The organism is Paenibacillus sp. NPDC057967 (assembly GCF_042887015.1).
Lineage (GTDB): Bacteria > Bacillota > Bacilli > Paenibacillales > Paenibacillaceae > Pristimantibacillus.
Genome location: NZ_JBHVQB010000001.1, coordinates 97,650 through 119,331, shown reverse-complemented (window position 1 = coordinate 119,331; position 21,682 = coordinate 97,650). Strand labels below are relative to the sequence as shown.

At 53.1% G+C, this 21,682-nt stretch carries 24 protein-coding genes; 15 read left to right on the top strand and 9 right to left on the bottom strand.

The annotated features are described in order from the left end of the window. Positions 1 to 24: 24 nt before the first annotated feature. A complete protein-coding gene (locus ACFVSO_RS00550; RefSeq protein WP_387470500.1) occupies positions 25 to 801 on the top strand; it encodes an SDR family oxidoreductase in 777 nt (258 codons plus the stop codon). 56 nt (positions 802 to 857) lie between these two features. Here ACFVSO_RS00550 and ACFVSO_RS00545 read toward each other — a convergent pair whose 3' ends face one another. Next, complete coding sequence (locus tag ACFVSO_RS00545; RefSeq protein ID WP_387468990.1) at positions 858 to 1,103, bottom strand: NifU family protein; 246 nt, start codon at positions 1,101 to 1,103, stop codon at positions 858 to 860. A 96-nt stretch (positions 1,104 to 1,199) separates the two neighbouring features. Between ACFVSO_RS00545 and ACFVSO_RS00540 the strand changes: the two genes are divergently transcribed. Next, the gene (locus tag ACFVSO_RS00540) at positions 1,200 to 1,469 is read left to right on the top strand and encodes a YuzB family protein (protein WP_387470498.1); all 270 of its coding nucleotides are present in this window, start codon (positions 1,200 to 1,202) and stop codon (positions 1,467 to 1,469) included. Positions 1,470 to 1,478: 9 nt separating this feature from the next. On the opposite strand, the gene ACFVSO_RS00535 is transcribed toward ACFVSO_RS00540, so the two are convergent. After that, on the bottom strand, positions 1,479 to 2,546 hold the full coding sequence (locus tag ACFVSO_RS00535; protein WP_387468988.1) for an NAD(P)/FAD-dependent oxidoreductase: 1,068 nt from the start codon (positions 2,544 to 2,546) through the stop codon (positions 1,479 to 1,481). A 60-nt stretch (positions 2,547 to 2,606) separates the two neighbouring features. Further along, entirely contained in the window at positions 2,607 to 3,710 is a 1,104-nt protein-coding gene (mqnE, locus tag ACFVSO_RS00530) for an aminofutalosine synthase MqnE (RefSeq protein ID WP_387468986.1), read from the bottom strand. 273 nt (positions 3,711 to 3,983) lie between these two features. Here mqnE and erpA point away from each other — a divergent pair, with 273 nt between their 5' ends. The 11 genes from erpA (at position 3,984) to ACFVSO_RS00475 (ending at position 13,452) form a co-directional block, all read left to right on the top strand. Continuing rightward, positions 3,984 to 4,346, top strand: a complete 363-nt coding sequence (gene erpA, locus ACFVSO_RS00525; RefSeq protein WP_387468984.1) for an iron-sulfur cluster insertion protein ErpA — start codon at positions 3,984 to 3,986, stop codon at positions 4,344 to 4,346. Between the two features lie 231 nt (positions 4,347 to 4,577). Continuing rightward, positions 4,578 to 5,027 (top strand): GAF domain-containing protein, encoded by a 450-nt coding sequence (locus ACFVSO_RS00520; RefSeq protein WP_387468982.1) that lies wholly within the window; start codon positions 4,578 to 4,580, stop codon positions 5,025 to 5,027. 68 nt (positions 5,028 to 5,095) lie between these two features. Then, the gene (locus ACFVSO_RS00515; protein ID WP_387468980.1) at positions 5,096 to 5,752 is read left to right on the top strand and encodes a response regulator transcription factor; all 657 of its coding nucleotides are present in this window, start codon (positions 5,096 to 5,098) and stop codon (positions 5,750 to 5,752) included. After that, a complete protein-coding gene (locus ACFVSO_RS00510; protein WP_387468978.1) occupies positions 5,745 to 6,854 on the top strand; it encodes a PAS domain-containing sensor histidine kinase in 1,110 nt (369 codons plus the stop codon). The genes ACFVSO_RS00515 and ACFVSO_RS00510 overlap by 8 nt, the downstream gene beginning before the upstream one ends. Positions 6,855 to 6,946: 92 nt before the next feature. Beyond that, positions 6,947 to 7,495 (top strand): DoxX family protein, encoded by a 549-nt coding sequence (locus ACFVSO_RS00505; RefSeq protein WP_387468976.1) that lies wholly within the window; start codon positions 6,947 to 6,949, stop codon positions 7,493 to 7,495. Positions 7,496 to 7,509: 14 nt separating this feature from the next. Then, a complete protein-coding gene (locus ACFVSO_RS00500; RefSeq protein ID WP_387468974.1) occupies positions 7,510 to 7,812 on the top strand; it encodes a hypothetical protein in 303 nt (100 codons plus the stop codon). A 333-nt stretch (positions 7,813 to 8,145) separates the two neighbouring features. Further along, on the top strand, positions 8,146 to 8,676 hold the full coding sequence (locus ACFVSO_RS00495; RefSeq protein WP_387468972.1) for a DoxX family protein: 531 nt from the start codon (positions 8,146 to 8,148) through the stop codon (positions 8,674 to 8,676). Between the two features lie 89 nt (positions 8,677 to 8,765). Beyond that, a complete protein-coding gene (locus tag ACFVSO_RS00490; protein ID WP_387468969.1) occupies positions 8,766 to 9,506 on the top strand; it encodes a response regulator transcription factor in 741 nt (246 codons plus the stop codon). Further along, positions 9,503 to 10,636, top strand: coding sequence for a sensor histidine kinase (locus ACFVSO_RS00485; protein WP_387468967.1), 1,134 nt, complete (start codon positions 9,503 to 9,505; stop codon positions 10,634 to 10,636). Before ACFVSO_RS00490 ends, ACFVSO_RS00485 begins: the two co-directional genes overlap by 4 nt. Before the next feature lie 88 nt (positions 10,637 to 10,724). After that, entirely contained in the window at positions 10,725 to 11,501 is a 777-nt protein-coding gene (locus ACFVSO_RS00480; RefSeq protein WP_387468965.1) for an ABC transporter ATP-binding protein, read from the top strand. After that, a complete protein-coding gene (locus ACFVSO_RS00475; RefSeq protein ID WP_387468962.1) occupies positions 11,476 to 13,452 on the top strand; it encodes an FtsX-like permease family protein in 1,977 nt (658 codons plus the stop codon). The genes ACFVSO_RS00480 and ACFVSO_RS00475 overlap by 26 nt, the downstream gene beginning before the upstream one ends. 76 nt (positions 13,453 to 13,528) lie before the next feature. On the opposite strand, the gene ACFVSO_RS00470 is transcribed toward ACFVSO_RS00475, so the two are convergent. The 4 genes from ACFVSO_RS00470 to ACFVSO_RS00455 all read right to left on the bottom strand — a co-directional run bounded on the left by ACFVSO_RS00470 (position 13,529) and on the right by ACFVSO_RS00455 (position 18,204). Further along, entirely contained in the window at positions 13,529 to 14,272 is a 744-nt protein-coding gene (locus tag ACFVSO_RS00470) for a metallophosphoesterase family protein (protein WP_387468960.1), read from the bottom strand. A 9-nt stretch (positions 14,273 to 14,281) separates the two neighbouring features. Continuing rightward, the gene (locus ACFVSO_RS00465) at positions 14,282 to 15,415 is read right to left on the bottom strand and encodes an ABC transporter ATP-binding protein (RefSeq protein ID WP_387468958.1); all 1,134 of its coding nucleotides are present in this window, start codon (positions 15,413 to 15,415) and stop codon (positions 14,282 to 14,284) included. After that, positions 15,412 to 17,010 carry an ABC transporter permease gene (locus ACFVSO_RS00460; protein WP_387468956.1) on the bottom strand — a complete coding sequence of 533 codons (1,599 nt, stop codon included), beginning with the start codon at positions 17,008 to 17,010 and terminating at the stop codon, positions 15,412 to 15,414. Before ACFVSO_RS00460 ends, ACFVSO_RS00465 begins: the two co-directional genes overlap by 4 nt. Before the next feature lie 87 nt (positions 17,011 to 17,097). Beyond that, positions 17,098 to 18,204: an extracellular solute-binding protein gene (locus tag ACFVSO_RS00455; protein ID WP_387468954.1), complete on the bottom strand. Its 1,107-nt coding sequence runs from the start codon at positions 18,202 to 18,204 to the stop codon at positions 17,098 to 17,100. Positions 18,205 to 18,377: 173 nt separating this feature from the next. Between ACFVSO_RS00455 and ACFVSO_RS00450 the strand changes: the two genes are divergently transcribed. Further along, the gene (locus tag ACFVSO_RS00450) at positions 18,378 to 19,280 is read left to right on the top strand and encodes a LysR substrate-binding domain-containing protein (RefSeq protein WP_387468952.1); all 903 of its coding nucleotides are present in this window, start codon (positions 18,378 to 18,380) and stop codon (positions 19,278 to 19,280) included. Positions 19,281 to 19,292: 12 nt separating this feature from the next. On the opposite strand, the gene ACFVSO_RS00445 is transcribed toward ACFVSO_RS00450, so the two are convergent. Then, positions 19,293 to 19,754, bottom strand: coding sequence for a hypothetical protein (locus ACFVSO_RS00445; RefSeq protein WP_387468950.1), 462 nt, complete (start codon positions 19,752 to 19,754; stop codon positions 19,293 to 19,295). After that, a complete protein-coding gene (locus tag ACFVSO_RS00440; RefSeq protein WP_387468948.1) occupies positions 19,754 to 20,485 on the bottom strand; it encodes a ZIP family metal transporter in 732 nt (243 codons plus the stop codon). The genes ACFVSO_RS00445 and ACFVSO_RS00440 overlap by 1 nt, the downstream gene beginning before the upstream one ends. A 234-nt stretch (positions 20,486 to 20,719) precedes the next feature. Here ACFVSO_RS00440 and ACFVSO_RS00435 point away from each other — a divergent pair, with 234 nt between their 5' ends. Continuing rightward, positions 20,720 to 21,682, top strand: a complete 963-nt coding sequence (locus ACFVSO_RS00435; RefSeq protein WP_387468946.1) for a metal ABC transporter solute-binding protein, Zn/Mn family — start codon at positions 20,720 to 20,722, stop codon at positions 21,680 to 21,682.

Here is a 21,682-nt window from a genome sequence, read left to right as displayed (position 1 = left end):
CGGGAGAGGGTGATATAGGTGGAGCTGAGGGGAAGAACAGCGCTCGTAACAGGCAGCGCCAAAGGGCTCGGGAAGCGAACGGCGCTGCAATTGGCCGAGCAGGGCTGCAATCTGATTATCAATTATTTGGAGAGCGAGCAGGAAGCGCATGAGGTGAAGAGCAGCATTGAGCAGCTTGGCGTAAAAGCCATCACGGTGCAAGCGGATATCGCTACGACGGATGGCGCGCATAAGCTGGCTGACGAAGCGGAGCGCTGGGCCGGCGGCGTCGATATTCTGGTGAACAATGCCGGGCCGTTCGTACGCAAGAGAAGGCTGTACAGCGAGTATGATGAGGAGACGATCATCAGACTGATGAACGGCAATCTTCTTAGCGTCATGCTGCTGGATCATCGCTTGCTGCCGCGCATGCGCGAGAACAAGTGGGGACGTATTATTCATTTCGGCTTCGGTCATGCCAATGAAGCCCGCGCATGGCCTCATCGGGCCGTATATGCCGCCGCGAAGACGGGGCTGGTTTCCTTTACGAAGTCGCTTGCCGTTGAAGAAGCGCCCTTCGGCATTACGGTCAATCTGATTGGTCCTGGAGATATACGGGGCGCTAATAAAGAGAAGTCCATCGAGGAAGTGGAGAATGAGCATGATTCAGAATCTCCGCTGGGCCGTCCGGGCGTCGGAGAGGACGTCGCACGCGTCATCCTCTTCTTATGCCAGCACAAGTCCAGCTTCCTGACCGGCAATGTTATCGATGTAACCGGCGGATTCGATCCCATTAGAGCCAATATTAAAGGCATGTTTTAGCACAAAAAAAGAGTCTTATCCTGCAGCAGGGTGCCGCAGCGATAAGACTCTTTGCATTAAAATACTTGTACGACTTCTACGACGCCATCTACCTCTTCAAGCAGCGCGCGCTCGATACCAGCCTTGAGCGTAATCGTGGAGCTTGGGCAGCTGCCGCAAGCACCCATCAAGCGGAGCTTGACAATGCCGCCTTCCACATCGACCAATTCCACGTCGCCGCCGTCGCGTTGCAGGAACGGGCGAAGCTTATCAAGCACGTCCAGCACTTCGTCATACATTGTGTCTTGTACTTGTTCACTCATTGCAATCAACTCCTTTCTCCCCTATTATAGTACAAAGCGAAGCAATTGAAAATGGTTCGCAAACCGCAATCATGAAAAGTAAGGTGATCTACGATGATGAAAACGATGATCGAATTTTGCGCCAGCAATATGCACCATGGAACGGATGAAATCATGAACCGGCTGGAGCAGGATGATTCCTATGAAGTCATAGAATATGGCTGCCTGGGCAATTGCGGCGAATGCTACTTAAAGCCTTATGCGCTTGTCGACGGTACGATTGTGGCTGTCGATGATGTAGATGAATTATACGACGCTATTATGAAAGCGATCGATCAGCAGCAAGCCGACCGAGATGCGCTGGACAAGCTGCTGGATGATCTATAATGAATAGCGTTAGCCAAGATGGCGCTTGGACTTCCACAATACGCCGCTCTTGACCAGACGCGGCACGCGGCCGAGGATCGGGGTACCGCCCATGATGCCGAAGCCGCTTTTTTTGCCTAGTGAGCCGAGTACGCCCTTTAGTTTGATCTTGCCTAGTCTTGGTGTCTTATCATGCCAGATGGCGTACAGAACTTCTGCAATTTGCTTGCCTTGTCCGCCTGCCGCTTGCGCACTTGGCGAATAAGGCAAGGAAGCGCAGTCGCCTACAACGAAAACATTCGTATAATCCGGCAGCTGATGATATTCGTTAATCATAAGCCGTCCTTGCGAATCCTTCGGCAGTGCTAAGCGTTGGATGAGCTCCACAGGCTGGATACCAGCTGTCCATACCGTTACATCTGTGCGAATTTCCTCGCCGCTGTTGGAGTCATATAGCATGCCTTGCTCCAGACGAGTGAGTGAGACATGGCCACGCATCTCGACATTATGCTCCATGAACCAGTCAGCCACAAAGTCCTGCAGCTTGCCCGGGAACGCCGACAATACCTTCGGTCCGCGGTCCAGAAGCCGAATATTCAGATCAGGTCTGCTCTCGCGCAGCTCGGAAGCCACTTCCACGCCGCTAAGGCCGCCCCCTACGATCGACACTTGGCCATATGGCTTAATGTCGTTCAGCAAGGCATAGGTTCTTCGTGTAGCGGAGAAGGATTGAATACTTGTTGAATATTGCTCTGCGCCTTCAATGCCATGATATTTGTCCGTACAGCCAAGCCCAAGGACCAGCCAATCGTAAGCAATCGGATCGTGACCTTCCACCCTAACGAGCTGCTGCTCCAAGTCGATATCCGTAATGTTGCCAAATGCCAGCTGCAGTCTGGGATCAGACGGGAATTTAACCCGAATCTCCAGATCCGATGCCGTACCGGCAGCGAGCGCGTAATATTCCGTCTTCAGCCCTTGGAAGGGCTGACGGTCCACTAACACAATGGATACATCATACGGCAGTTGCTTCTCAAGCAGATCGTTCGCAATGGCAAGGCCGCCGTAACCCCCGCCTAAGATGACTAATTTTCTCATGAGTTCCCCAGCTCCACGATTCGTGATGATTGTAGGTTATGCCTACGACCTCTTGTTTAATCATTCATAAATTTTGATTTCGTTATAGAACGTATCCCGCTCGACAGGTATTCTTCCGGCGCCTTTGATCAGCCAGATCAGATCCTCACGCGTAATGCCTTCCGGTGTAAGCGCGCCAGCCGCATGGCTGATCTTCTCTTTCACGATGGTGCCGTGCGCATCCGAAGCGCCCATGGTCAATGCGACTTGCGTCAATTGAACGCCGATGTTGATGAAGTACGCCTTGATATGCTGGAAGTTGTCCAGCATCAAGCGGCTGATCGCAATCGTCTTCAAGTCCTCGAATGCGGAATTCCGTCTGCGGATTCCCGCTTTTGGATTGATGGGCTGCATCGAGAGCGGAATAAATACCAGGAAGCCGTTCGTTTCATCCTGAAGCTCACGGATTTGCATCAAATGCTTGATCCGGTCTTCCTTTGATTCGATCGAGCCGTACAGCATCGTCGTATGCGTGCGAAGTCCGAGCTGATGCGCCGTGCGGTGAACGTCCAGATATTGCGACACATCCGCTTTATCCACGCGCATTTTTTTGCGGTAATGGTCGGACAGAATCTCTGCGCCGCCGCCTGTCAGCGATTGAAGGCCGGCTTTCATTAGTTCCTCCAGCACTTCCTTGTAGCTGAGACCGCTGATGCGGGAGAAGAAATCAATCTCTGCAGCCGTATAGGCTTTCAGCGTAACCTCAGGATACTTCTCCTTTAATGCTTTAAGCGAGTCAACGTAATATTGAAACGGCACATTCGGATTATGTCCGCCAACAATATGGAATTCGCGCACGCCCGGATGGATATGCTGCTCGACGTATTCAATCATTTGCTCGCCGGAGAGCGTATAGGCGCCAGGAGCGCCCTCATCTCTGCGGAAGTTGCAGAATGCGCAATGCGCTTCGCAGACATTCGTGAAATACAGGCTCATGTTCTCGATAAAATAAACTTTTTTCCCGTTTTTGCGCAGCGCGACTTCATTGGCGAGCTGGCCAATCGTCAGCAAATCCTCGGACTGGTATAGGAAGACGCCGTCTTCAAGCGTTAGACGCTGTCCGTGACGCACTTTTTCGATAATATGGCCCATCTGGCTTTCTTGTGTGGGGATGATGACGTTCATGGAAGGCCTCCTTTTATAGATAGTAAGCAGCTAAGTTTGTGAAAAAAATAACTTGAAAAAACGTTTAATAAGCTGTAACCATTATAAACCTCACACGTAGTAGGGGCAATAGAAAGTCTTGTCTTGTTACCCAAATACGGCGGTGACGCGGCAAAGTGGATGAGAGCTTGCACGGGCCAATCCCCTTGAGCAACGGCGCAATGTGGGGTATACTATGGATAAGTAAGTGTAAGTGATGAGGAATGGTTCGTTACTTGAATGGAGGGATGTAGGATGATCACGATCAGTGAGCTGGCATCTGAAAAAATAAAAGAAATGCTGGAGCAGGAGGCGTCTCCTGACTTGTTCCTGCGCGTCGGGGTGAAGGAAGGCGGCTGCAGCGGCTTCTCTTATGGAATGGGCTTCGACGATGAAGTGAATGAAGGAGACCAGGAGCTGGAGGCGCAAGGCCTTAAGATTATCGTGGACAACGAAAGCATCAAGTATCTTCGCGGTCTTGTGATTGATTACAAGGAGTCCGCTATGGGCGGCGGGTTTACGATCGAGAATCCGAACGCTAGCGCAACTTGCGGCTGCGGATCTTCATTCCGCACGGCGAGTGACGCAGGCAAGCCAGCTGCGGCAGGCGAGTGCTAATCGAACTATCCCGCGAATAATGGCAAGCGGCATAAGGCTCTCTGCACGGTGGTGCAGGGAGCCTTATTTGTTATATAACCAAGCAGCTGTAGAACCTCTGAGCCTTCCTATCGGGGGAAACCCTGACTCAAATATGCGGTTCTCCCCGACATACAAGCGATTCCCTTCCTTCTATAATAAAGATACAAAGGAATGGATTCATGCTGCCCGCATGGAAGGGGAGAGGGAAAGATGACAAAAGAAGAAAGGGATATGACCGCTGCTGAGCTGCTGAGGCTGCTACTGTCCAGCACAGATAGCGATGTTGCCGCGCTCGGGGAAGCCGATGCCGTGACCCGCAAGCTAAAGTGGCTGCTTGTGGAAGGCGGCGCTAGCGTACGGACGGAGCGCATCAGGCAGAAGCTGTCCGACGGATTGACAGGCTCGGCTCTCCGATCGGGACGAATGATCAAGCTCGACAGCGGATTAACCGACAAGGAGTTTTTTAAGCTGGGAGAAGCCATTGTGCTTACGGAAGGGCTGCGTGCCGCAGCCGCATTGCCGCTGCATCCGTCGAAGCATCATGCGCTTGTTGCGTTTATCGGCCGGAGAAGGGACGAGAGCTATTCCGCCGCCGCCATGTCGCAAGCAGATGAGGTCGGCCGGCTCCTGACCGCTTGCTGGCGATCGGATGTGCAATAATAGCTGGCTAAGTTGGGGTTAGAAGCTATAATGGTAGAAAGAAATGAAAACGTCACTGGAGGGATTTAATGATTAAGCTGCTGATCGTGGACGATCATGCCATGGTCCGATCCGGCTTGTCCATGCTGCTTCACGGCAAACATGGGATAGAAGTTGTAGGAGAAGCGTCGGAGGGTGACGAGGCGATCGCCAAAGCAGAGGAGCTGCATCCCCATGTTGTGCTGATGGACCTAAGCATGCCGCATGGCAAAGACGGAATGACGGCAACGACGGAGCTGAAGCAGAAGCAGCCGGAGACAGCGGTTCTCATACTGACGATGCACGATGATGATGAATATTTGTTCCGGGCGATCAGTATCGGGGCTTCAGGCTATATATTGAAAAATGCGCCGCATCACGAATTGGTGTCGGCTATTCAGTGCGTCTCCGCAGGAGATGCCTATCTGTATCCGACAGCGACCAAGCGTCTGATGGGCGAATATATGAGCCGCATGAAGGATGGGACAGATTCGTCGGAGCCGTACGGCTCTCTGTCGGAGCGGGAGAAGGAGATATTAGGCTGGCTCGCCAAAGGGTACACGAACAAGGAAATCGGGGAGAATCTTTTCATTAGCGTCAAGACGGTAGAGACGCATCGCAGCCACCTCATGGAGAAGCTGGGTTTGAAAACAAGGCCGGAGCTCATCAAGTTCGCCGCCAAGAAAGGATTGTTGAACTTTGAATAACGATCCCAGGAATCTGAGGCAAACCCGTATCGACTCGGATGTAAGCAGTCTTCTGACCTCCTTGTCGGAGCAGCTCGGCAGCGAGGAGCTGCTGGCACGAGCCAGACTCTCGCTGACTCAGCTGGCAGATATCCAGTTCGCCCTGGATGAATCGTCGATTGTGGCGATTACGGACGCCAAGGGCGTCATCCGTTATGTGAACGATAAGTTTTGTGAAATATCCAAGTACGAGCGGGAAGAGCTGATTGGTCAAGACCACCGAATTATTAACTCCGGCTACCATGACAAGGATTACTTCCGCAATCTATGGAAGACGATCTCATCCGGCAGTGTCTGGCGCGGTGAGATCAAAAACAAAGCGAAGGACGGCAGCTATTATTGGGTGAATACGACGATTGTGCCGTTCCTTGGCGATGAAGGCAAGCCATATCAATTTCTTGCTATCCGCTCGGAGGTTACCGCACTAAAGGAAGCGCAGCGTGAACTGAAGCATCTGATGGAGAAGATTATGCTTATTCAGGAAGAAGAGCGCAAGCGGATATCAAGAGAGCTGCATGACGGTGTTGGCCAAAGCCTGTTCTCCTTGCTCATCTCACTGGACCGCATCATTGGCGGACAGGAGGGACAGGACGATCTGGAGAAGCTCCGAGGCGACGTATCCGCATTAATGGAAGACGTTCGCGGGCTGGCGTGGGAGCTGCGCCCTTCCGTATTGGACGATCTGGGCGTGAAGCCGGCCATCCGAACGTTCACCGAAAACTATATGCAGCACTTCGGTATTAAGGTACAGCTTGATATTCGGCTGACGAGCAGATTGGGAACGCTAAAGGAGACGGTTATCTATCGCATCATTCAGGAAGCGCTCACGAACGTAGCCAAGTATGCCGGGGTAGAAAGCGCGGAGGTGCTGGTCGAAGAGCGTGATGACGACATTGTGGTATGTATTCGCGATGAAGGAGCGGGCTTCGTCAGAAACGCCAGCGAAAGCGGCGTCGGGCTGTTCAGCATGGAAGAGAGAGCCGGCAGCGTGAATGGCCGCTTGTCCATTCAATCGGAGCCGGGCAAAGGCACAACCGTGCGTCTGATCGTCCCTAAGCCATAATTCGACAAATATTTCGTAGTTGTGATAAAAATCACATAATTCTCCTGATGGTCCTATTATACTAAAGACATCAAGAGAAGGAGTGATCAGAGATGATGGAACTATGGAGAAAGAATCGCTGGGCAGCAGGATTGGTAACCGTTATTCGAATCGTATTGGGGTATCAATGGCTGACGTCGGGCTGGCATAAAATAACGGGTGAAGTCGCATTCAATGCCAGCGGATATCTAGGAAACGCAGTAACGAATCCTGTTATGGACAAAGCGACAGGAGAAGCGCTCTACCCGACATACAACGCCTTTATTGAGCATTTCGCACTACCGAACGTTAAGCTGATTAACCTCATTATCCCATGGGGAGAGTTCCTTGTAGGCCTTGGACTTATTCTAGGCACATTGACCGTAACAGCTGCATTCTTCGGCTTAATGATGAACTTCATGTTCATGTTCGCGGGAACGATCAGCACCAACCCGTGGCTGGCCCTTCTGGGAGTAGCTGTACTTATAGCAGGAGCAAACGCAGGACGCTTCGGCGGAGACCGCTGGGTACTGCCTTGGCTGAAAGCAAATATCGGCAACAAACTATTTGGAAAACTCGGCAAGCCGGATCGTGGGGTTGCCGGTAAGACGCCGAATGTGTAAAGGAGAAGCAAGCGATGAGAGAATGTATCTTTCACTTTAAAGTCATCCGGGGAGGCAGCAGCAAGCTTCTCCGAGCGTTAATCATGCTGGATGGAGAGCGTCAGCCGACGATTGCGGACTTCACGAACGCATTCCAGCAGCTAGGCTACCGCGTCAAGCTGGAGAATGAGCGCGAGCTGATCTTCGCCCCGACGAACGGGGAAGATTACAAGCTGGACGTAACCCGCATCGAGATCAAAGGCGACGATAACGAGCAAATGCAGCATGACGGAGAGCTGAAAGCGATCGTCGAGCACTTGGTTCGCACCACTTGGTAATCTTTTGAAATAAAGGTTATGAGCACGAGAAACAGCCGGAAGGGTTCGCCGGCTGTTTCTTTTTCGTTGCGGCACATGTCCACTCAGGAGTCATTTATAAGCGTTTTATCAATTTTATATACAAATATGAAAATTTTGTCTATTCTATAGTCGTATTCAACTTTGATAGCCGGAAAGGAGGACATCGATAGCTTAGAAGCTATAAAAGTTCAGAGGAAGGAGGATGTGTGACAGACGATAAGGTTTTCGCTTTATGTAAGCGGTTCATAAAGTGTCAAATAAGTTTCACTTATTAGGATTGATATTAGGTTTTATAGGAAAGGGAGATGGCGAATGAAGTTTTGGAGCGAAAAAATGTGGTCGGCTTTTCTTGTCACCTTTATCCGAATTTTTCTTGGTTACAACTGGCTGATGTCAGGTTGGGGCAAGCTGTCGGGGGACAAACCGTTTGATGCTTCCGGATTTCTGAACAATGCGCTTGCCAATCCCGTGATCGACAGAGCCACCGGCGAAGCGCTGTATCCGACATACTTGTCCTTCTTGGAGCATGTAGCCTTGCCTCAGGTTAAGATCATTAATATTTTGGTGCCGTGGGGCGAATTTCTGGTTGGACTCGGGTTAATTGTAGGAGCGCTTTCGCTTACAGCCGCTTTTTTCGGTCTGCTGCTTAATTTTATGTTCATATTCTCCGGCTCCGTCAGCAATAATCCGTGGTTCCTTCTGTTGGGCATTCTGATCGTACTCGCGGGAAGCAATACAGGACGCTTCGGCGTCGACCGTTATTTGCTGCCATGGCTGAGGGATGCTGCCGGCAGACTGGCAAGAGGCCAGCACAAGACGGAGGGAGCGGGCTCGGGAATGTGACGGACATTCGACTATGCCGCTTAAGGAAGATTATAATAAGTGAAAGGACGTGCTGCACATGATGAGAGTTCAATAGGGGGAACGATGGGATGTACCGCGTATTTATTGTCGAGGATGACGGCAAGATTGCCGCTATTCTAAAAAATAAAATGGAGCAATACGGTTATGCAGCTGAGGCTGCTTCCGACTTCCGCGATCTGCTGCCGGAGCTGGAGTCATTCGAACCTCAACTTGTATTGCTGGATATTAACCTGCCGTATTTCGACGGTTATTACTGGTGCAGGCAAATCCGCTCGCGCTCGAACGTGCCGATTATTTTCATTTCGGCCCGGGCGGGAGAGATGGATCAGGTGATGGCAATCGAGAATGGCGGGGATGATTACATTACGAAGCCAATCCAGCTTGAGCTGCTCATGGCGAAGGTCCGCAGCGTCTTGCGAAGAACCTACGGGGAATATGCCATTACGGAGGGACGAGAAGGCGGAGACTCTTCGGAGAGTCTCTCGATGGAGCTGAGCGCTGGCGGCCTGCGCTTGCTGATGAGCCGCAACGAGCTGGATTGGGAAGGCAAGCGGGTTGAATTGACGAAGAACGAAGGGCTGCTTGCGGAATGCCTGATGCGCAGGCCCGGACATATCGTGGCGCGGGAGACGCTGCTTGAGGCGCTGTGGGACGATGTGCAATTCGTCGATGACAATACGCTCACGGTTAATGTGACGAGGCTGCGCAAGAAGCTGGAGGAGCTTGGCTTGCCGAAGGCGATCGAGACGATCAGAGGACAAGGCTACAAGCTGTCGCTGGAAGGGTCAAAATCAGGTGGAGTACGATGAACGATGAATTCGGACGCTGGTCTTCTGTCCTTATGTTTCTGAAGGACCGTCTTCTTAATATGCTGTGCGCGCTGACGATCATTGGCTTGGCTTGCTGCTTGTATTTGCTGGAGCAGTACCGTTATCCTGGCCTTATCGACACGCAGACGATCTATTATTTCATCTTGCTTGCCGTATTCGTATACAGCATATGGCTCGCTGTTGATTATTTGCGCATGCGTTATTATTACAAGCAATTGCAAGAAGCAATGGAACGTTCGGATGAGCTGGGCGCGGTGACGCTGATCCAATCCGCGGCCACCGGGGAGCAGCGGCTCGCTGCACGGCTGCTGCAGGATCAGCACCGCGCTTATTTGAATGAATTAAACCAGCATAAGCGGCAGCAGGAGATCCATAATCACTTTGTGATGCAATGGGTCCATCATATGAAGACGCCGGTATCGGTGGTTGATCTGCAGGTGCAGGAAGCGTTCAGACAGCCGCCGGATACCGAGCGGGAGTGGATGGATCTGATCGGCAGCGTCAGGGAAGAGACGGAGAGGTTGACGCGCGGCCTTGAGATGATGCTATATACCGCCAGACTGGATAAGTTCGAGCTGGATGTACATATTCGGAAAACTTCTTTGCATGATATGATTCGAAGCGTGATCAACGCGCACAAGCGCCTGTGTATTCAGTATTCTATCTTCCCGAGAGTGGAAGGCGAAGCATGGGCGGAGACAGACGACAAGTGGATGACATTCGTGCTGAACCAACTGATCAGCAACGCAATTAAATATAGCAAAAACAAGCCCGGTACCAAAACCTTGCAGTTTCGATTGGAGCAGTATTCGGACAGCAGCGTGCGGCTCCGGGTGACGGATGCCGGCATCGGCATCGCTGCCCACGACATCCCTCGTATCTTCGATCCGTTCTTCACAGGCGAGAACGGCCGTACGACAGGGGAATCGACAGGCATGGGGCTGTATCTCGCCAAGCAGGTATGCAGCAGGCTGGGGCACACACTGCAAGTAGAGTCGGAGCTTGGCGTTGGCACTACGTTCACCATTCTATTTCAGACCCGGGGCATTCACATTATGGAATCGCAGCGCTTCGGTGACAATATTGTAAGGTTGCAAGGAACGGATTGAAAGACAAATCGATGGGTGGCAAGGCTCCCCGGAAGTATACTTTAGCTATAAGATACACAACGATGAATTCCGGGGAGGAACGATAGTAATGAGCGTACTGAGAGCGCAAGGGTTAGGCAAAATATATAGCACCAAAGGCAATGTCGTCTATAAAGCGCTGGAAAATATCGATCTGGAGGTTGAAGCGGGCGAGTTTGTCGGCGTTATGGGACCTTCGGGCAGCGGCAAGACGACGCTGCTGAATTTGCTGGCGACAATCGACCGGCCCACATCGGGAGCGATTGAGATTAACGGCGTGAATCCGACGAAGCTGAGCGACAACAAGCTGGCTTTGTTCCGCAGACGGGAGCTGGGCTTTGTATTCCAGGACTTCAATCTGCTGGACACGCTGTCCATTAAGGAGAATATTATTTTGCCGCTCGTTATGGAGGGCATGGCGCCGAAGCTGATCGAGCAGCGGCTTGGACCGATCGTGGAGATGCTGCAGATCGCTGCGATTCTGGATAAGCGGACCTATGAAGTATCGGGCGGACAGAAGCAGCGCGCGGCAATTGCGCGAGCGATTATCCATCAGCCTTCGCTTGTGCTTGCAGATGAGCTGACAGGCAACCTGGATTCCAAGGCTGCCAAGGATGTCATGGACGCGCTGAAGGAGATGAACGAGAAATTCAAGGCGACCGTTCTGATGGTGACGCATGATCCGTTCTCCGCCAGTTACTGTCAGCGCATTGTGTTTATTAAAGACGGCAAGTTTTTCTCGGAGATTCGCAGAGGTTCGAACCGCCAAGCGTTCTTCCAACAAATATTGGACGCGCTAAGCGTGCTGGGAGGGAATTTCGATGACGTTCCGTTCGCTCGCGCTTAGTAATGTACGGGGGAATTGGCGTTCATATAGTGCGTTTTTCCTTAGCAGCGTATTTTCGGTATTGATTTTCTACTTGTATGCGTCCTTCCTGAACCATCCGGATGTGGTCAATGGCCATATTCTGGGCGCGGCGAAGGTGCGCGACGGCATGCAATTTTGCTTATACATCATAATCATCTTTTCGTTTCTGTTCATCCTGTATTCCAACTCCGCATTCCTGAAGACGAGGAAGCAGGAATTCGGCTTGTTCTCTTTGTTCGGCATGACCAAGTCTCAGCTTCGCAAGCTGGTCATCTATGAAAATATCGTAATTGCCATCATGTCCATTGCCGTTGGCATCGGACTCGGCATTCTGTTCAGCAAGCTGTTCTTCATGGCGCTGGCTGCCCTGCTGGGCATGAGCGATACAATTGCGTTCGCGATTCCGATGAAAGCGGTATGGCTGAGCGCGGGCGGATTTTTTGCTCTGTTTCTGCTGATTTCATTCTGGACCGTGCTCAGAATGGGCCGTACCGAGATTATCGATCTGCTGACGGCGTCGAGACAGCCGAAGGGCAAGCTGGTCTACTCTCGCTGGCTTGTGATCATCGGGGCCCTAAGCCTTGCAATAGGATATGGCATGGCGCTTATGATGGACAGCTACAACTTTGTCTTACTGGCGCTGCCGATATTGATCACGGTCGTTGTCGGAACGTATTTCTTGTTTACGCAGCTGAGCATTGTCATCCTGAAATTCATTCAGAAGCGGCATAGCTTGTATTACAAACGGACCAATATGCTGATCTTCGCGCAGCTGGGCTATAAAATTAGAGATAACGCCCGCATTCTGTTCGTCGTATCGATCCTGAGCGCAGTCATTATGACGGCGCTGGGCACCGTCTATATTATGCATGTCCAAGGCAAGCAGGATCTCGTGAGCAGCTCGCCATTCTCCATTGCTTACGTAGAGAAGGGGCTTCACGCGCATAACGTCATTAATCCGGACGATTTGCAGCGAATTGTGAAGGAAGGCGGCTTCTCATACGATTACGAAGCTAAAGTAGTCGGAATTGGATTGGAGAAATACTCCATCACGTTCGACGGAGATACATCAACCCAGTTGGGCAACGGACATGACGAAACAAACGAGTACCAGCGCCATGCCATGATTATATCGGCTTCCGATTACAACAAGCTGGCGAAGGAGCAGGGCAAGCCGCAGATTACCGTAGAGAGCGGCAAGCTGACGCTGCTGTACCGCAACTTTGACAAGACGGTATTCGGCAGCGGGAAAGCTATAGGATATGTGAACGGAGAGAAAATCGAGATTCCCGTATCGGGGTCTATGGATACGAGCGTCATGAACAACTGGATTGATGCCAATTCGCTGACGCTGGTGATGGATGACCTGACATTTATTAATACCATCTCGGGCATCAGCGAAGACGAGCAGCTAGCGTTCTATGGCTATGAGCTGAAAAACTGGGAAAAAGCCGCTCCGACAGTGGAGAAGCTGGTTAATCTGGTCCCGGAGGACATGAAATACGAAAAGGATTTCAATCGTCCGCAGAGATATTCGGAACTGAATGAGACGGTATCCTTGACGCTGTTCATCGGCTTGTTCATCAGCTTGTTGTTCTTTATTGCCGCAGGCAGCATGATCTACTTCAAGCTGTTCACGGAAATTCAGGAGGACCAGGCTCAATTCAAGGGCCTCAGCCGCATCGGCATGACGAAGAAGGAAGTTCGCCGCGTCGTCGTCTCGCAGATTGCGATAATCTTCTTCATTCCATGTGTTGTCGGCATCAGCCATGCGCTGTTCGCGATGCGCTCGCTGGACAATATGATGAATACATCCAACTGGTTCTATTCATTTGTAGTTATCGGCATCTATGTGGGCATGCAGACGATTTACTTCCTGCTTGCCAGCAACAGCTACATGAAGAGCATGCTTCGCGGCTCGGCAGCATAGGCTGAATGAATAAAACTCCCGAATCCACAGAATATGTGGAACGGGAGTTTTTTGCTGTCAGCTTAATTGCCCGGTGTCAGGGGAGAGCCGGACTTTTAACTCCCCGGGCGATACCCTGTGAGCACTCGCCGCTGCGGTAGCCCGGCTCCGTAGGACATGAATAGGTGATCCCTTCACGAACATCGAGCAGTGTGAGACGTTGTCCGTGCTTGGCGCCTGTATCGATGCCGATTCGGCGGCCGTCGGTCCAGATATCGCCGGGAGCAGCGCCGAGCTTGCTGGTCGGCGTATGGCCGAACATAATTCGGCGCCACAGAGGCTTGCTCCTGTTGCTTTCGTCGCCATCAATAAGCGAAGCGAGATGCCTTAGCGGATAGGTATAAAAGTCTTCGCGGATCTCTGTCATGTCGCGGACGGACTGCTCGCGAAGCGGGATGCCAGGCCGCAGCCCGGCATGCACAAACAATATTTCATGATCGATGATGCAGAGGGGAAGCGAATTAATCCATCTCACGTAATGGCGCTGCTGGCCGGTAAGTCTTCCTCGATCCCGATGCCGCTTGGACAGAGCGACCAGCTTCAGCTCCTGATTGCCGGGAATGGCAATGGCCCCTTGCGAGACGAGTTCCCTTACAACTTCCAGTGTCCCCCAAGAGACGGGATTGTCAGCATCGATATAATCGCCAAGCAGCAGCAGCTGATCGCGCGAAGGATCATAAGCCGCCTCATGCAAGAGTCGCATGAGGCCATCCTGATGCCCGTGTATATCCGAGATGGCCAGCAGCCTCTTGGTGCTGGTCATGTTGTTATCATTGTTCACGTCAATCGACTACCTTTCGTCCTCATCCCTGTAGATATAAGCGGATTGCAAGGGCAGACGGACTGCCATCCGCTCTCCTGCGGCCAGAGGGGTCTCATGAACAATATATAACTTCTGGCCGCATTCGGTCTCGGCTACTGCACGCCATCTGGTGCCTTCGAAGGAACAGTGAACAATTTGGACGTTCAGTTGATTGTTCAGAGAGCCGTCTGCCGAGCCTTCTTGCAGGGAGATCGGCGTCAACTCTTCCGGCCGTAACATGAGCAGCCCGTCCATAGTGCTTCGGCTGCTGGTTGTCCCAGATCTATCTGCGGGCATAATGCCCCGGATCGTCTGGCTTCCAATTTGAATGACAGGAGTATCGCTTGCAGCATCGATAATTCTGCCCTTTAATGTGTTGAACGCCCCCATCAGGGAGGCGGACCATCGGCTTGCAGGCCGCTTGAAGCATTGCTCCGGCGTGTCGAGCTGGTCAATCCTGCCTGCTCTCATGATGAGCAGACGGTCCGCCATGGCGAATGCTTCGTCGGGATCATGGGTGACGTGGAAGACGCTGATGCCCAGCTTCCGGAACAAATAGGCCATCTCCGTCCGCATCTCCACGCGCAGCCTCATATCCAAGTTGGACAGCGGCTCATCAAGCAGCATCAGCTTCGGCCGTGTCGCAAGCGCTCTGGCAATGGCGACACGCTGCTGCTGTCCTCCGGAGAGCTGAGGCGGAAGCCGCTTCTCCAGCCCCTCCAGATGCAGCAGGTTAAGAAGCTCGCCAACGCGAACGTTCATCTCCTCCTTGCCTAGCTTCATGCGCTTCAGTCCGTATTCGATATTGTCCATGACGGACATATGGGGCCACAGTGCATAGTCCTGGAATACCATATTGACGCCGCGTTTCTCCGGGGGGACAAGCGACTTGGCTGTAGCGACAATGTCGCCGCCCAGCCGGATTGTGCCGCCATCTGGCTGTGACAAGCCGGCCACAAGCTGCAGGAGCGTGGACTTGCCGCAGCCTGACGGCCCGAGCACGCTAATAATCTCGCCTTGCTGCATCGTGAGCGATATGCTCTTTAGCGCCTGGAAGTTGCCGTAGCTTTTGGACACATCGGATATGTCGAGTAAGATGTTATTGCCGGATGCTTGTGTCATGATGATGCCTCCTTGCGGCGAAGCAGCAGCTCTATCGCCAGAATGATGAGAATGACAATGAGGGAGCTTGTTACGGTAGCCGCGGAGGCATAGCCGAAGTTCAAGTCCTCGAATGCCTTATTGATCGCGACGGGAAGCGTCACGAACTTCGGCGGGAACAAGATCGAGCTGACAGCCAGATCGAATATGCTTGCGCCGAATGCCGCAAGACCAGCCGACAGCAGCGCTCCACGGATAAGCGGAAGGAGAATATAGCGCATCCGGTGCATAAAGCTGTCACCCTGAAGCTGGGCAGCCGATAGCAGGTTGCCAGGCACCTTGGCCATCGCTCCCGTCATAAGACGGGTAATAACCGGGATCGCTCCTGCGATGGCGGCCAGGACGAGAATCCAGGGCGTGCCGTATAGAAGCAGCCCAAGAGGTTCCAGCCACTTTTGATTCCAGACGAAAATATAGCCGATGCCAAGCACGACGCCAGGAACGGCAAGCGTAATGATCGAGAAGACTTCAATGGACCGTTTGAATTGGAAGCGCGAATAAGTCAGCACATACGCAACGCCCAGGCCGATCAACAGCCCCAGAATCGCGGCGGCACCGGCAATCGCAAGCGAGTGCCATAAGCCGGTCAGCAGACTGCTCGACGTGCTGAATAAGCTGCGGTAATGCTCCAAGGTTAAATTGTCCGTCGTAACGCCGCCGCCTTGCGTCTTCAGCAAGGAGCTGACGACGTTGGAGCCGACAGGAACTCCAATAACCAGCAGCAGGAACAGGAGATTCAGCGCCGTCAGCAGAGGCGTGAAGCGTCCTGCGGATTTCGGAACGGAGCGCGAGGCTCTCGCCGTCAGAAAGTCGTAGCGGGACCGCTTAAGCGCATAGAATTGCAGCATCATTGCCAGCCCGATCAGCGCGACCAGATAGAACGACAGCACGCCGGCCATATCGAAGCGGATCGGCGACGTATAGATGGCCGAATAGATGGAATAGGGCAGCGTGGGAAAACGATAGACAGCCGCGATGGAGGCGGGCATGCCGAAGTCCCCGATCGTATCCATGAACACAAGCGCGGCGCCGGCCAGTAGAGCCGGGAGCAGCAGCGGAGCATGGATGGTGCGCCATGTCGTCCATGCGGATGCGCCGCATAAGCGCGCAGCCTGCGAGAGCTGATCGACCTTCCACTCCAGAGCGGCGTGTACGCTTAAGTAAGCGAACGGGAATTTGCTCAGCGTCATCATAAAGATCAGCCCTGCGGGAGTGAAGATGCCATTCTTCACCCAATCCCAGCCGAATAGCTGGACGGCGATGCCGCCGCCGGATGCGAAGAGCACCCAGCCTTGCGCCAATATGAAGGACGGCGTAATGAGCAGCAGCCAGACGGAAGCGTCCAGCAGCTTCGCCGTCGGGAAGGACCAGCTGGAGCGGATAGCGGCAAGCGCCGCGCCCAGTAAGGTGCCCAGCAGCGTCGTGCCGATGCCCAGCATCAATGAGTTCTCAAGCGACTTTTGCCATAATGGCCGGTGAAAGATTTGGAGCAGCAGCTTCCAGTCGCCGAGTTGCCAATTGCCGAAGAAAACCCCTGGCAGCAGCACTTGTATCATGACTGCCGCCAAGGGGAGCATTACGAGGACGATCAGGATGGCGCTGACGCTCCATCCCAGCTTGTCCCTGCCAATCGATCGCATCGGTTATTGTACGGATTGGTCGGCGAACCATTGCTTGATCGCCGCTTCATTCTGGGATGCCCAGGAAGCGTCGGCTGCTACGAGCTTCGCATGGGCTGCGCGGTCCGGTCTAGGCGCAACGCCCTTCGCCGAAGGCTGGAAGTAGCTCTCGTCCCCTTCGTCGACCAGTGCTTGCTGCGTAGCCGGATCGAGCAGGAATTCGATAAACGCCTTGGCGGCATTCGGATTTTTGGTATCCTTCTGAATGGCGGCTACCCGCACGGATGCAGGCGCGCCTTCCTCCGGCCATACAATTTCAATTGGCTCGCCTTTGTTGACCATCGCATAGGCGTTGCTTTCCTGAAGCGCCGCAATGGAAATCTCGCCGCTGGTCAGAGCGCTGACCACGTTAGGGTTTTTCGGATAGACCCTCAGGCCGCTCTTCATCAGTCCGTCGAAGTATTGCTGCGCTTTGTCCATACCAAGATTGTTGAAGAACCAGGACACGTACGGATAAGCGGGAGCGGCAATCGCGGGATCTGCCATACCGATCATACCTTTGTACTTCGCATCGTCGAATTGTTCCCATGAAGCGGGAGCGTCTTCCGCCTTGACCTTGTCCTTGTTGTAGACGATGACGCCGGCGGCATGAGCGCCAGTCGGGAAGTACCAGTGCTTCTCCGGCACGAAGCCTTGGGCGAAGTCGTCCAGATTGCCCAGATTGTCCGGCGTCCACTCCATCAGCTGGCCGGCCTCGCCCAGTCCGTGAATGGAAGGCATCGCATCCATCCAGAGCACATCCCAGTGCGGATTGCCCTTCTCGGCTTCGACGCGCGACATGATCTCCGCTCCGTTGCCTACCACCAGTTCGACCTTATAGCCGGTAGCGGCTTCGAAAAGCGGGGCGATCATATCGTCGAAGTCGTTCAGATAGACGGTTAATGTTCCTTCGTCTTGCGCGGCCGGCGTCTCGGACGGCTGGCTGCTCTGCTCCGGGGTTGCCGAAGGCGCCGTTGTGCCGGAGCCTGTATTCGCGCCCTTATTTCCATTGCCGCCGCCGCATGCGCTTAAGACGAGCGCAAGCGCCAGAATGAGCAAGAGGCTAAGCTTGCTGTTGCGGTACGTATTCATTGATTGATTCCCTCCACAAACGTTATTGGTCCTGCATGTCTTACTCTACCAACGGTTTGTCAGTTGAACGTTAACGGGATGTCGAGTTTTTGTTAAATAACATCTATATGTATTGATAAATATATAGATATCATCTATATTTTAGGCAATCGAAACGGTAGAGGGGATGTAGCATGAATATTCAGCAGTTGAAGGTGTTTATCGAGATGTGCGGAGGGAGGACGCTGGCGGAGTCGGCGGACAGGCTGGGTCTGAAGCAGCCTACCGTCAGCTTCCACTTGCGCAAGCTGGAGCAGGAGCTTGGGGTGGAGTTGTTCCGCAAGCAATCTCGAAGCCTGCACCCGAACGAAGCGGCGGCGGAGCTGCTTCCCTATGCACGGCGAATTGTGCATCTGACCGAGACGGCAAGCGGGGCTATGGCGGCTTATGGCAGCCAGAAGGGAGGCAGGCTGCGGATCGGGGCGAGCTACACGCCAGCAACCTATGTGTTGCCTCCGCATTTTGCATCCTATCGGAACCTGAGTCCGGATGTTTCGCTTATGCTGACGGTGAAGCAAGCGGAGTCGGTGCTGGCGATGCTGCGGGATTATGAGATCGATGCGGGAATTGTTTCGCTTGGCGCACTGGAGGAGAGGGGGCTGATCATTGTGCCGCTCGTTCAGGATGAGCTGAAGCTGTTGCTGTCGCCGCTTAATCCGTTGTCGGAAGCTGACCCTATTACGGTTGATCAGATACGGGAGGAGACCTTTTTGCTGCATGAGGTGGGTTCGACCTCGCGGACACTGTCCGATGAATGGGCTAAGGGAAATGGCCTGCAGTGGGGCCAGGTGATGGAGCTGGGGGCGATCGAGACGATCAAGGAAGCGATCAAATGCAATATGGGGATCGGTATACTGCCTGCCCGCAGCGTAAGGCGGGAGGTGGAAGCGGGAGAGCTGATCATGCGCAGTCTCCCGCACTATGAGAATAAGCGGCATATTTGCCTTGCGTACCGGGATGAGGAGCAGCTTTCGGGTGTGGTGCGTTCCTTTATCGCGTTCATCAGGCAATCGCTGCGCGCCGAGGACGGCAGCTGAGAGCCGCCACCTTTATCCTTTCATTTTCGTCACCCAGAATCCCGCAATGACCATGGCAAGTCCGGCATAGGTATTCCATTTTGGCACTTCCTTCATGAAGAAGAAGCCCAGTACAACGCAGACGATAATTTCGACGCCCTTGGACAGGGTGAGGGCAAACGTCAGGTTGCCGAATACCTGATGAACAAATTTAACCCCGTAACCGATCATCAGATTAGCGGCAAAAAAGAGCGGGATCAGCTTGGTCTGATACCAGACGGTCGTCCAGAAGGCAGGATCGATGTGCTTGCTCTGGTAGGCGAATATGCCGTTGACCGCAAATAATCCGACAAGTAATAAAGCAAGAGCGTAAATGAGCAGCATGTCAGCCTCCGTCTCGTCATGTTGTAGCTTGCCGGACTTATGTTTCCCTCGGGAAAGTTTTTTAACCGTCATCAACTGGTGAACCGAACAGACATCTTGTCTGGTGTCCACTATCGAAACCATTCTACAACACTGATCATACTGAGCAATCCCAGCAAAAACGCAAAGGTCGCCGAACGCTCATAGCCATGCCCATGCGTCTCGGGAATGAGCTCCTTGTAGACGATAAAAAGCATGGCGCCGGCGGCAAAAGCAAGGCCATACGGGACAAGCGAAACCGCAAAGCTGGCCAAATGATAACCGAGAAAGGCGGCTGCCATCTCGATCAATCCCGTTAATGCCGCGATGAGCACCGCTGTGCGCCGTCTCACGCGCTGATTCACAAGAAACAACGCGACGAGGAAGCCTTCGGGCGCGTTCTGCAGCCCGATGGACAGCGAGACGATGACGCCGAGATTATCGCTTTCGCTGGCAAAGCTGGCCCCCACCGACAACCCCTCCGGCACATTATGAAGCGCCATCGCCATGACCAGCGTCAGTGATTCCCGCGGCAGCGCGACGCCTCCTCTCTCGTGATGAAGATCCACATGCGGCACGAATTGCTCCAGCAGACTAAGCAGCAGCGCCCCCATCAGCACGCTGAAGAAGAGCACATACAGATTAGTTAGCTTCAGCGATGCAGGAATAAGTCCATACGTAGACGCAGCGACCATGACCCCGGCTGTATAGGCCAGCAAGATATCCATTCGTCTATGGGAAATTCGGCGGAACAGCAAGACCGGAACGGCGCCGATGCCGGTAGAGAGCGCACACAGCACCATTCCCATTACATGTCCGTTCATGGACGCTAATTCCCCCTTTTTTGCTCCAAAAATACCATCCCGAATTCATTCCATCTTTAAGCTATATGTACAAGCCCGCATGAAAAGAAGTCCAAAAAAAGGTTGACAAATTGCCCTATGTCTACTATTTTGTATTTAACCATTAGTTTTGCCTTAAGGAAAAACTTTTGTAATCATTCACATTTTGTTACCTTGGTCAACTAGGGTCGAGGGGAATCAGGAGGAGAGAGAAACGTGAAAACCGGGTTGATTGGGAAAAAGAGAGGTTGGACAGCCGTCCTGCTTGTATTGTCATTATCTTTGGTGCTGGCCGCATGCAGTGACGGAGGGAAGAAGCCGGGCAAGAGCGAGAGCGGCAAAATCAACATCGTCACGACCATTGCGCAGATCGCCGAGCCGCTGTCCGTCATTGGGGGCGACAAGGTGGAGGTACATAGCCTGATGGGGCCGGGCGTCGATCCCCATCTGTACACGGCTACGCAAGGAGATATTGCGACGCTGGAGAACGGCGACATGATTTTTTACAGCGGGCTGCATCTGGAGTCCAATATGCTGAAGGTATTCGAGGAGATCGGCAAGAACAGACCCGTCCTCGCCATCGGGGAAGTGATTCCGGAGGAGAAGCTGCTGAAGGACGAAGGCGGAGCGATCGATCCGCATATCTGGTTCGATATCGATCTGTGGAAGCAGGCGCTGTCGGCCGCTACGGATGAACTGAAGAAGGCCTATCCGGACGACGCGGATTACTTCGAGGGTAATCGGAAGAGCTACTTCGAGAAGCTAGACTCTTTGAAAGCAGAGGCGGTGCAGAAGGTCAGCCAGATCCCGCAGGATAAGCGAATTTTGGTTACTGCCCATGACGCATTCGGTTACTTCGGCCGCTTGCTGGGCATTCAAGTGGTCGGCTTGCAGGGACTTAGCACGGAGGATGAGATCGGGCTGTCGGATATCGACGACACCATTACTACGCTGGTTGAGCATGATGTTCCTGCTGTCTTTATCGAGAGCAGCATCAATCCGGCCTCCATCAATGCCGTCATTGAAGGGGCGAAGAAGCAGGGGTTGAATGTGTCGCTGGGCGGAGAGCTGTTCTCCGATGCGATGGGCGAAGCGGGAACGAAGGAAGGCACTTACCTTGGGATGTATGCCCATAACGTAGACACGATAGCCGGAGCTCTGAGCGGAGAGGAGAAGTAA

Excerpts from the sequence above, each read along its gene's own strand:
- ACFVSO_RS00545 (WP_387468990.1), bottom strand. The coding sequence starts at position 1,103 with ATGAGTGAACAAGTACAAGACACAATGTATGACGAAGTGCTGGACGTG.
- ACFVSO_RS00540 (WP_387470498.1), top strand. The coding sequence starts at position 1,200 with ATGAAAACGATGATCGAATTTTGCGCCAGCAATATGCACCATGGAACG.
- ACFVSO_RS00535 (WP_387468988.1), bottom strand. The coding sequence starts at position 2,546 with ATGAGAAAATTAGTCATCTTAGGCGGGGGTTACGGCGGCCTTGCCATT.
- mqnE (WP_387468986.1), bottom strand. The coding sequence starts at position 3,710 with ATGAACGTCATCATCCCCACACAAGAAAGCCAGATGGGCCATATTATC.
- erpA (WP_387468984.1), top strand. The coding sequence starts at position 3,984 with ATGATCACGATCAGTGAGCTGGCATCTGAAAAAATAAAAGAAATGCTG.
- ACFVSO_RS00520 (WP_387468982.1), top strand. The coding sequence starts at position 4,578 with ATGACAAAAGAAGAAAGGGATATGACCGCTGCTGAGCTGCTGAGGCTG.
- ACFVSO_RS00515 (WP_387468980.1), top strand. The coding sequence starts at position 5,096 with ATGATTAAGCTGCTGATCGTGGACGATCATGCCATGGTCCGATCCGGC.
- ACFVSO_RS00505 (WP_387468976.1), top strand. The coding sequence starts at position 6,947 with ATGATGGAACTATGGAGAAAGAATCGCTGGGCAGCAGGATTGGTAACC.
- ACFVSO_RS00500 (WP_387468974.1), top strand. The coding sequence starts at position 7,510 with ATGAGAGAATGTATCTTTCACTTTAAAGTCATCCGGGGAGGCAGCAGC.
- ACFVSO_RS00495 (WP_387468972.1), top strand. The coding sequence starts at position 8,146 with ATGAAGTTTTGGAGCGAAAAAATGTGGTCGGCTTTTCTTGTCACCTTT.
- ACFVSO_RS00490 (WP_387468969.1), top strand. The coding sequence starts at position 8,766 with ATGTACCGCGTATTTATTGTCGAGGATGACGGCAAGATTGCCGCTATT.
- ACFVSO_RS00485 (WP_387468967.1), top strand. The coding sequence starts at position 9,503 with ATGAACGATGAATTCGGACGCTGGTCTTCTGTCCTTATGTTTCTGAAG.
- ACFVSO_RS00480 (WP_387468965.1), top strand. The coding sequence starts at position 10,725 with ATGAGCGTACTGAGAGCGCAAGGGTTAGGCAAAATATATAGCACCAAA.
- ACFVSO_RS00475 (WP_387468962.1), top strand. The coding sequence starts at position 11,476 with ATGACGTTCCGTTCGCTCGCGCTTAGTAATGTACGGGGGAATTGGCGT.
- ACFVSO_RS00465 (WP_387468958.1), bottom strand. The coding sequence starts at position 15,415 with ATGACACAAGCATCCGGCAATAACATCTTACTCGACATATCCGATGTG.
- ACFVSO_RS00460 (WP_387468956.1), bottom strand. The coding sequence starts at position 17,010 with ATGATACAAGTGCTGCTGCCAGGGGTTTTCTTCGGCAATTGGCAACTC.
- ACFVSO_RS00455 (WP_387468954.1), bottom strand. The coding sequence starts at position 18,204 with ATGAATACGTACCGCAACAGCAAGCTTAGCCTCTTGCTCATTCTGGCG.
- ACFVSO_RS00450 (WP_387468952.1), top strand. The coding sequence starts at position 18,378 with ATGAATATTCAGCAGTTGAAGGTGTTTATCGAGATGTGCGGAGGGAGG.
- ACFVSO_RS00440 (WP_387468948.1), bottom strand. The coding sequence starts at position 20,485 with ATGAACGGACATGTAATGGGAATGGTGCTGTGTGCGCTCTCTACCGGC.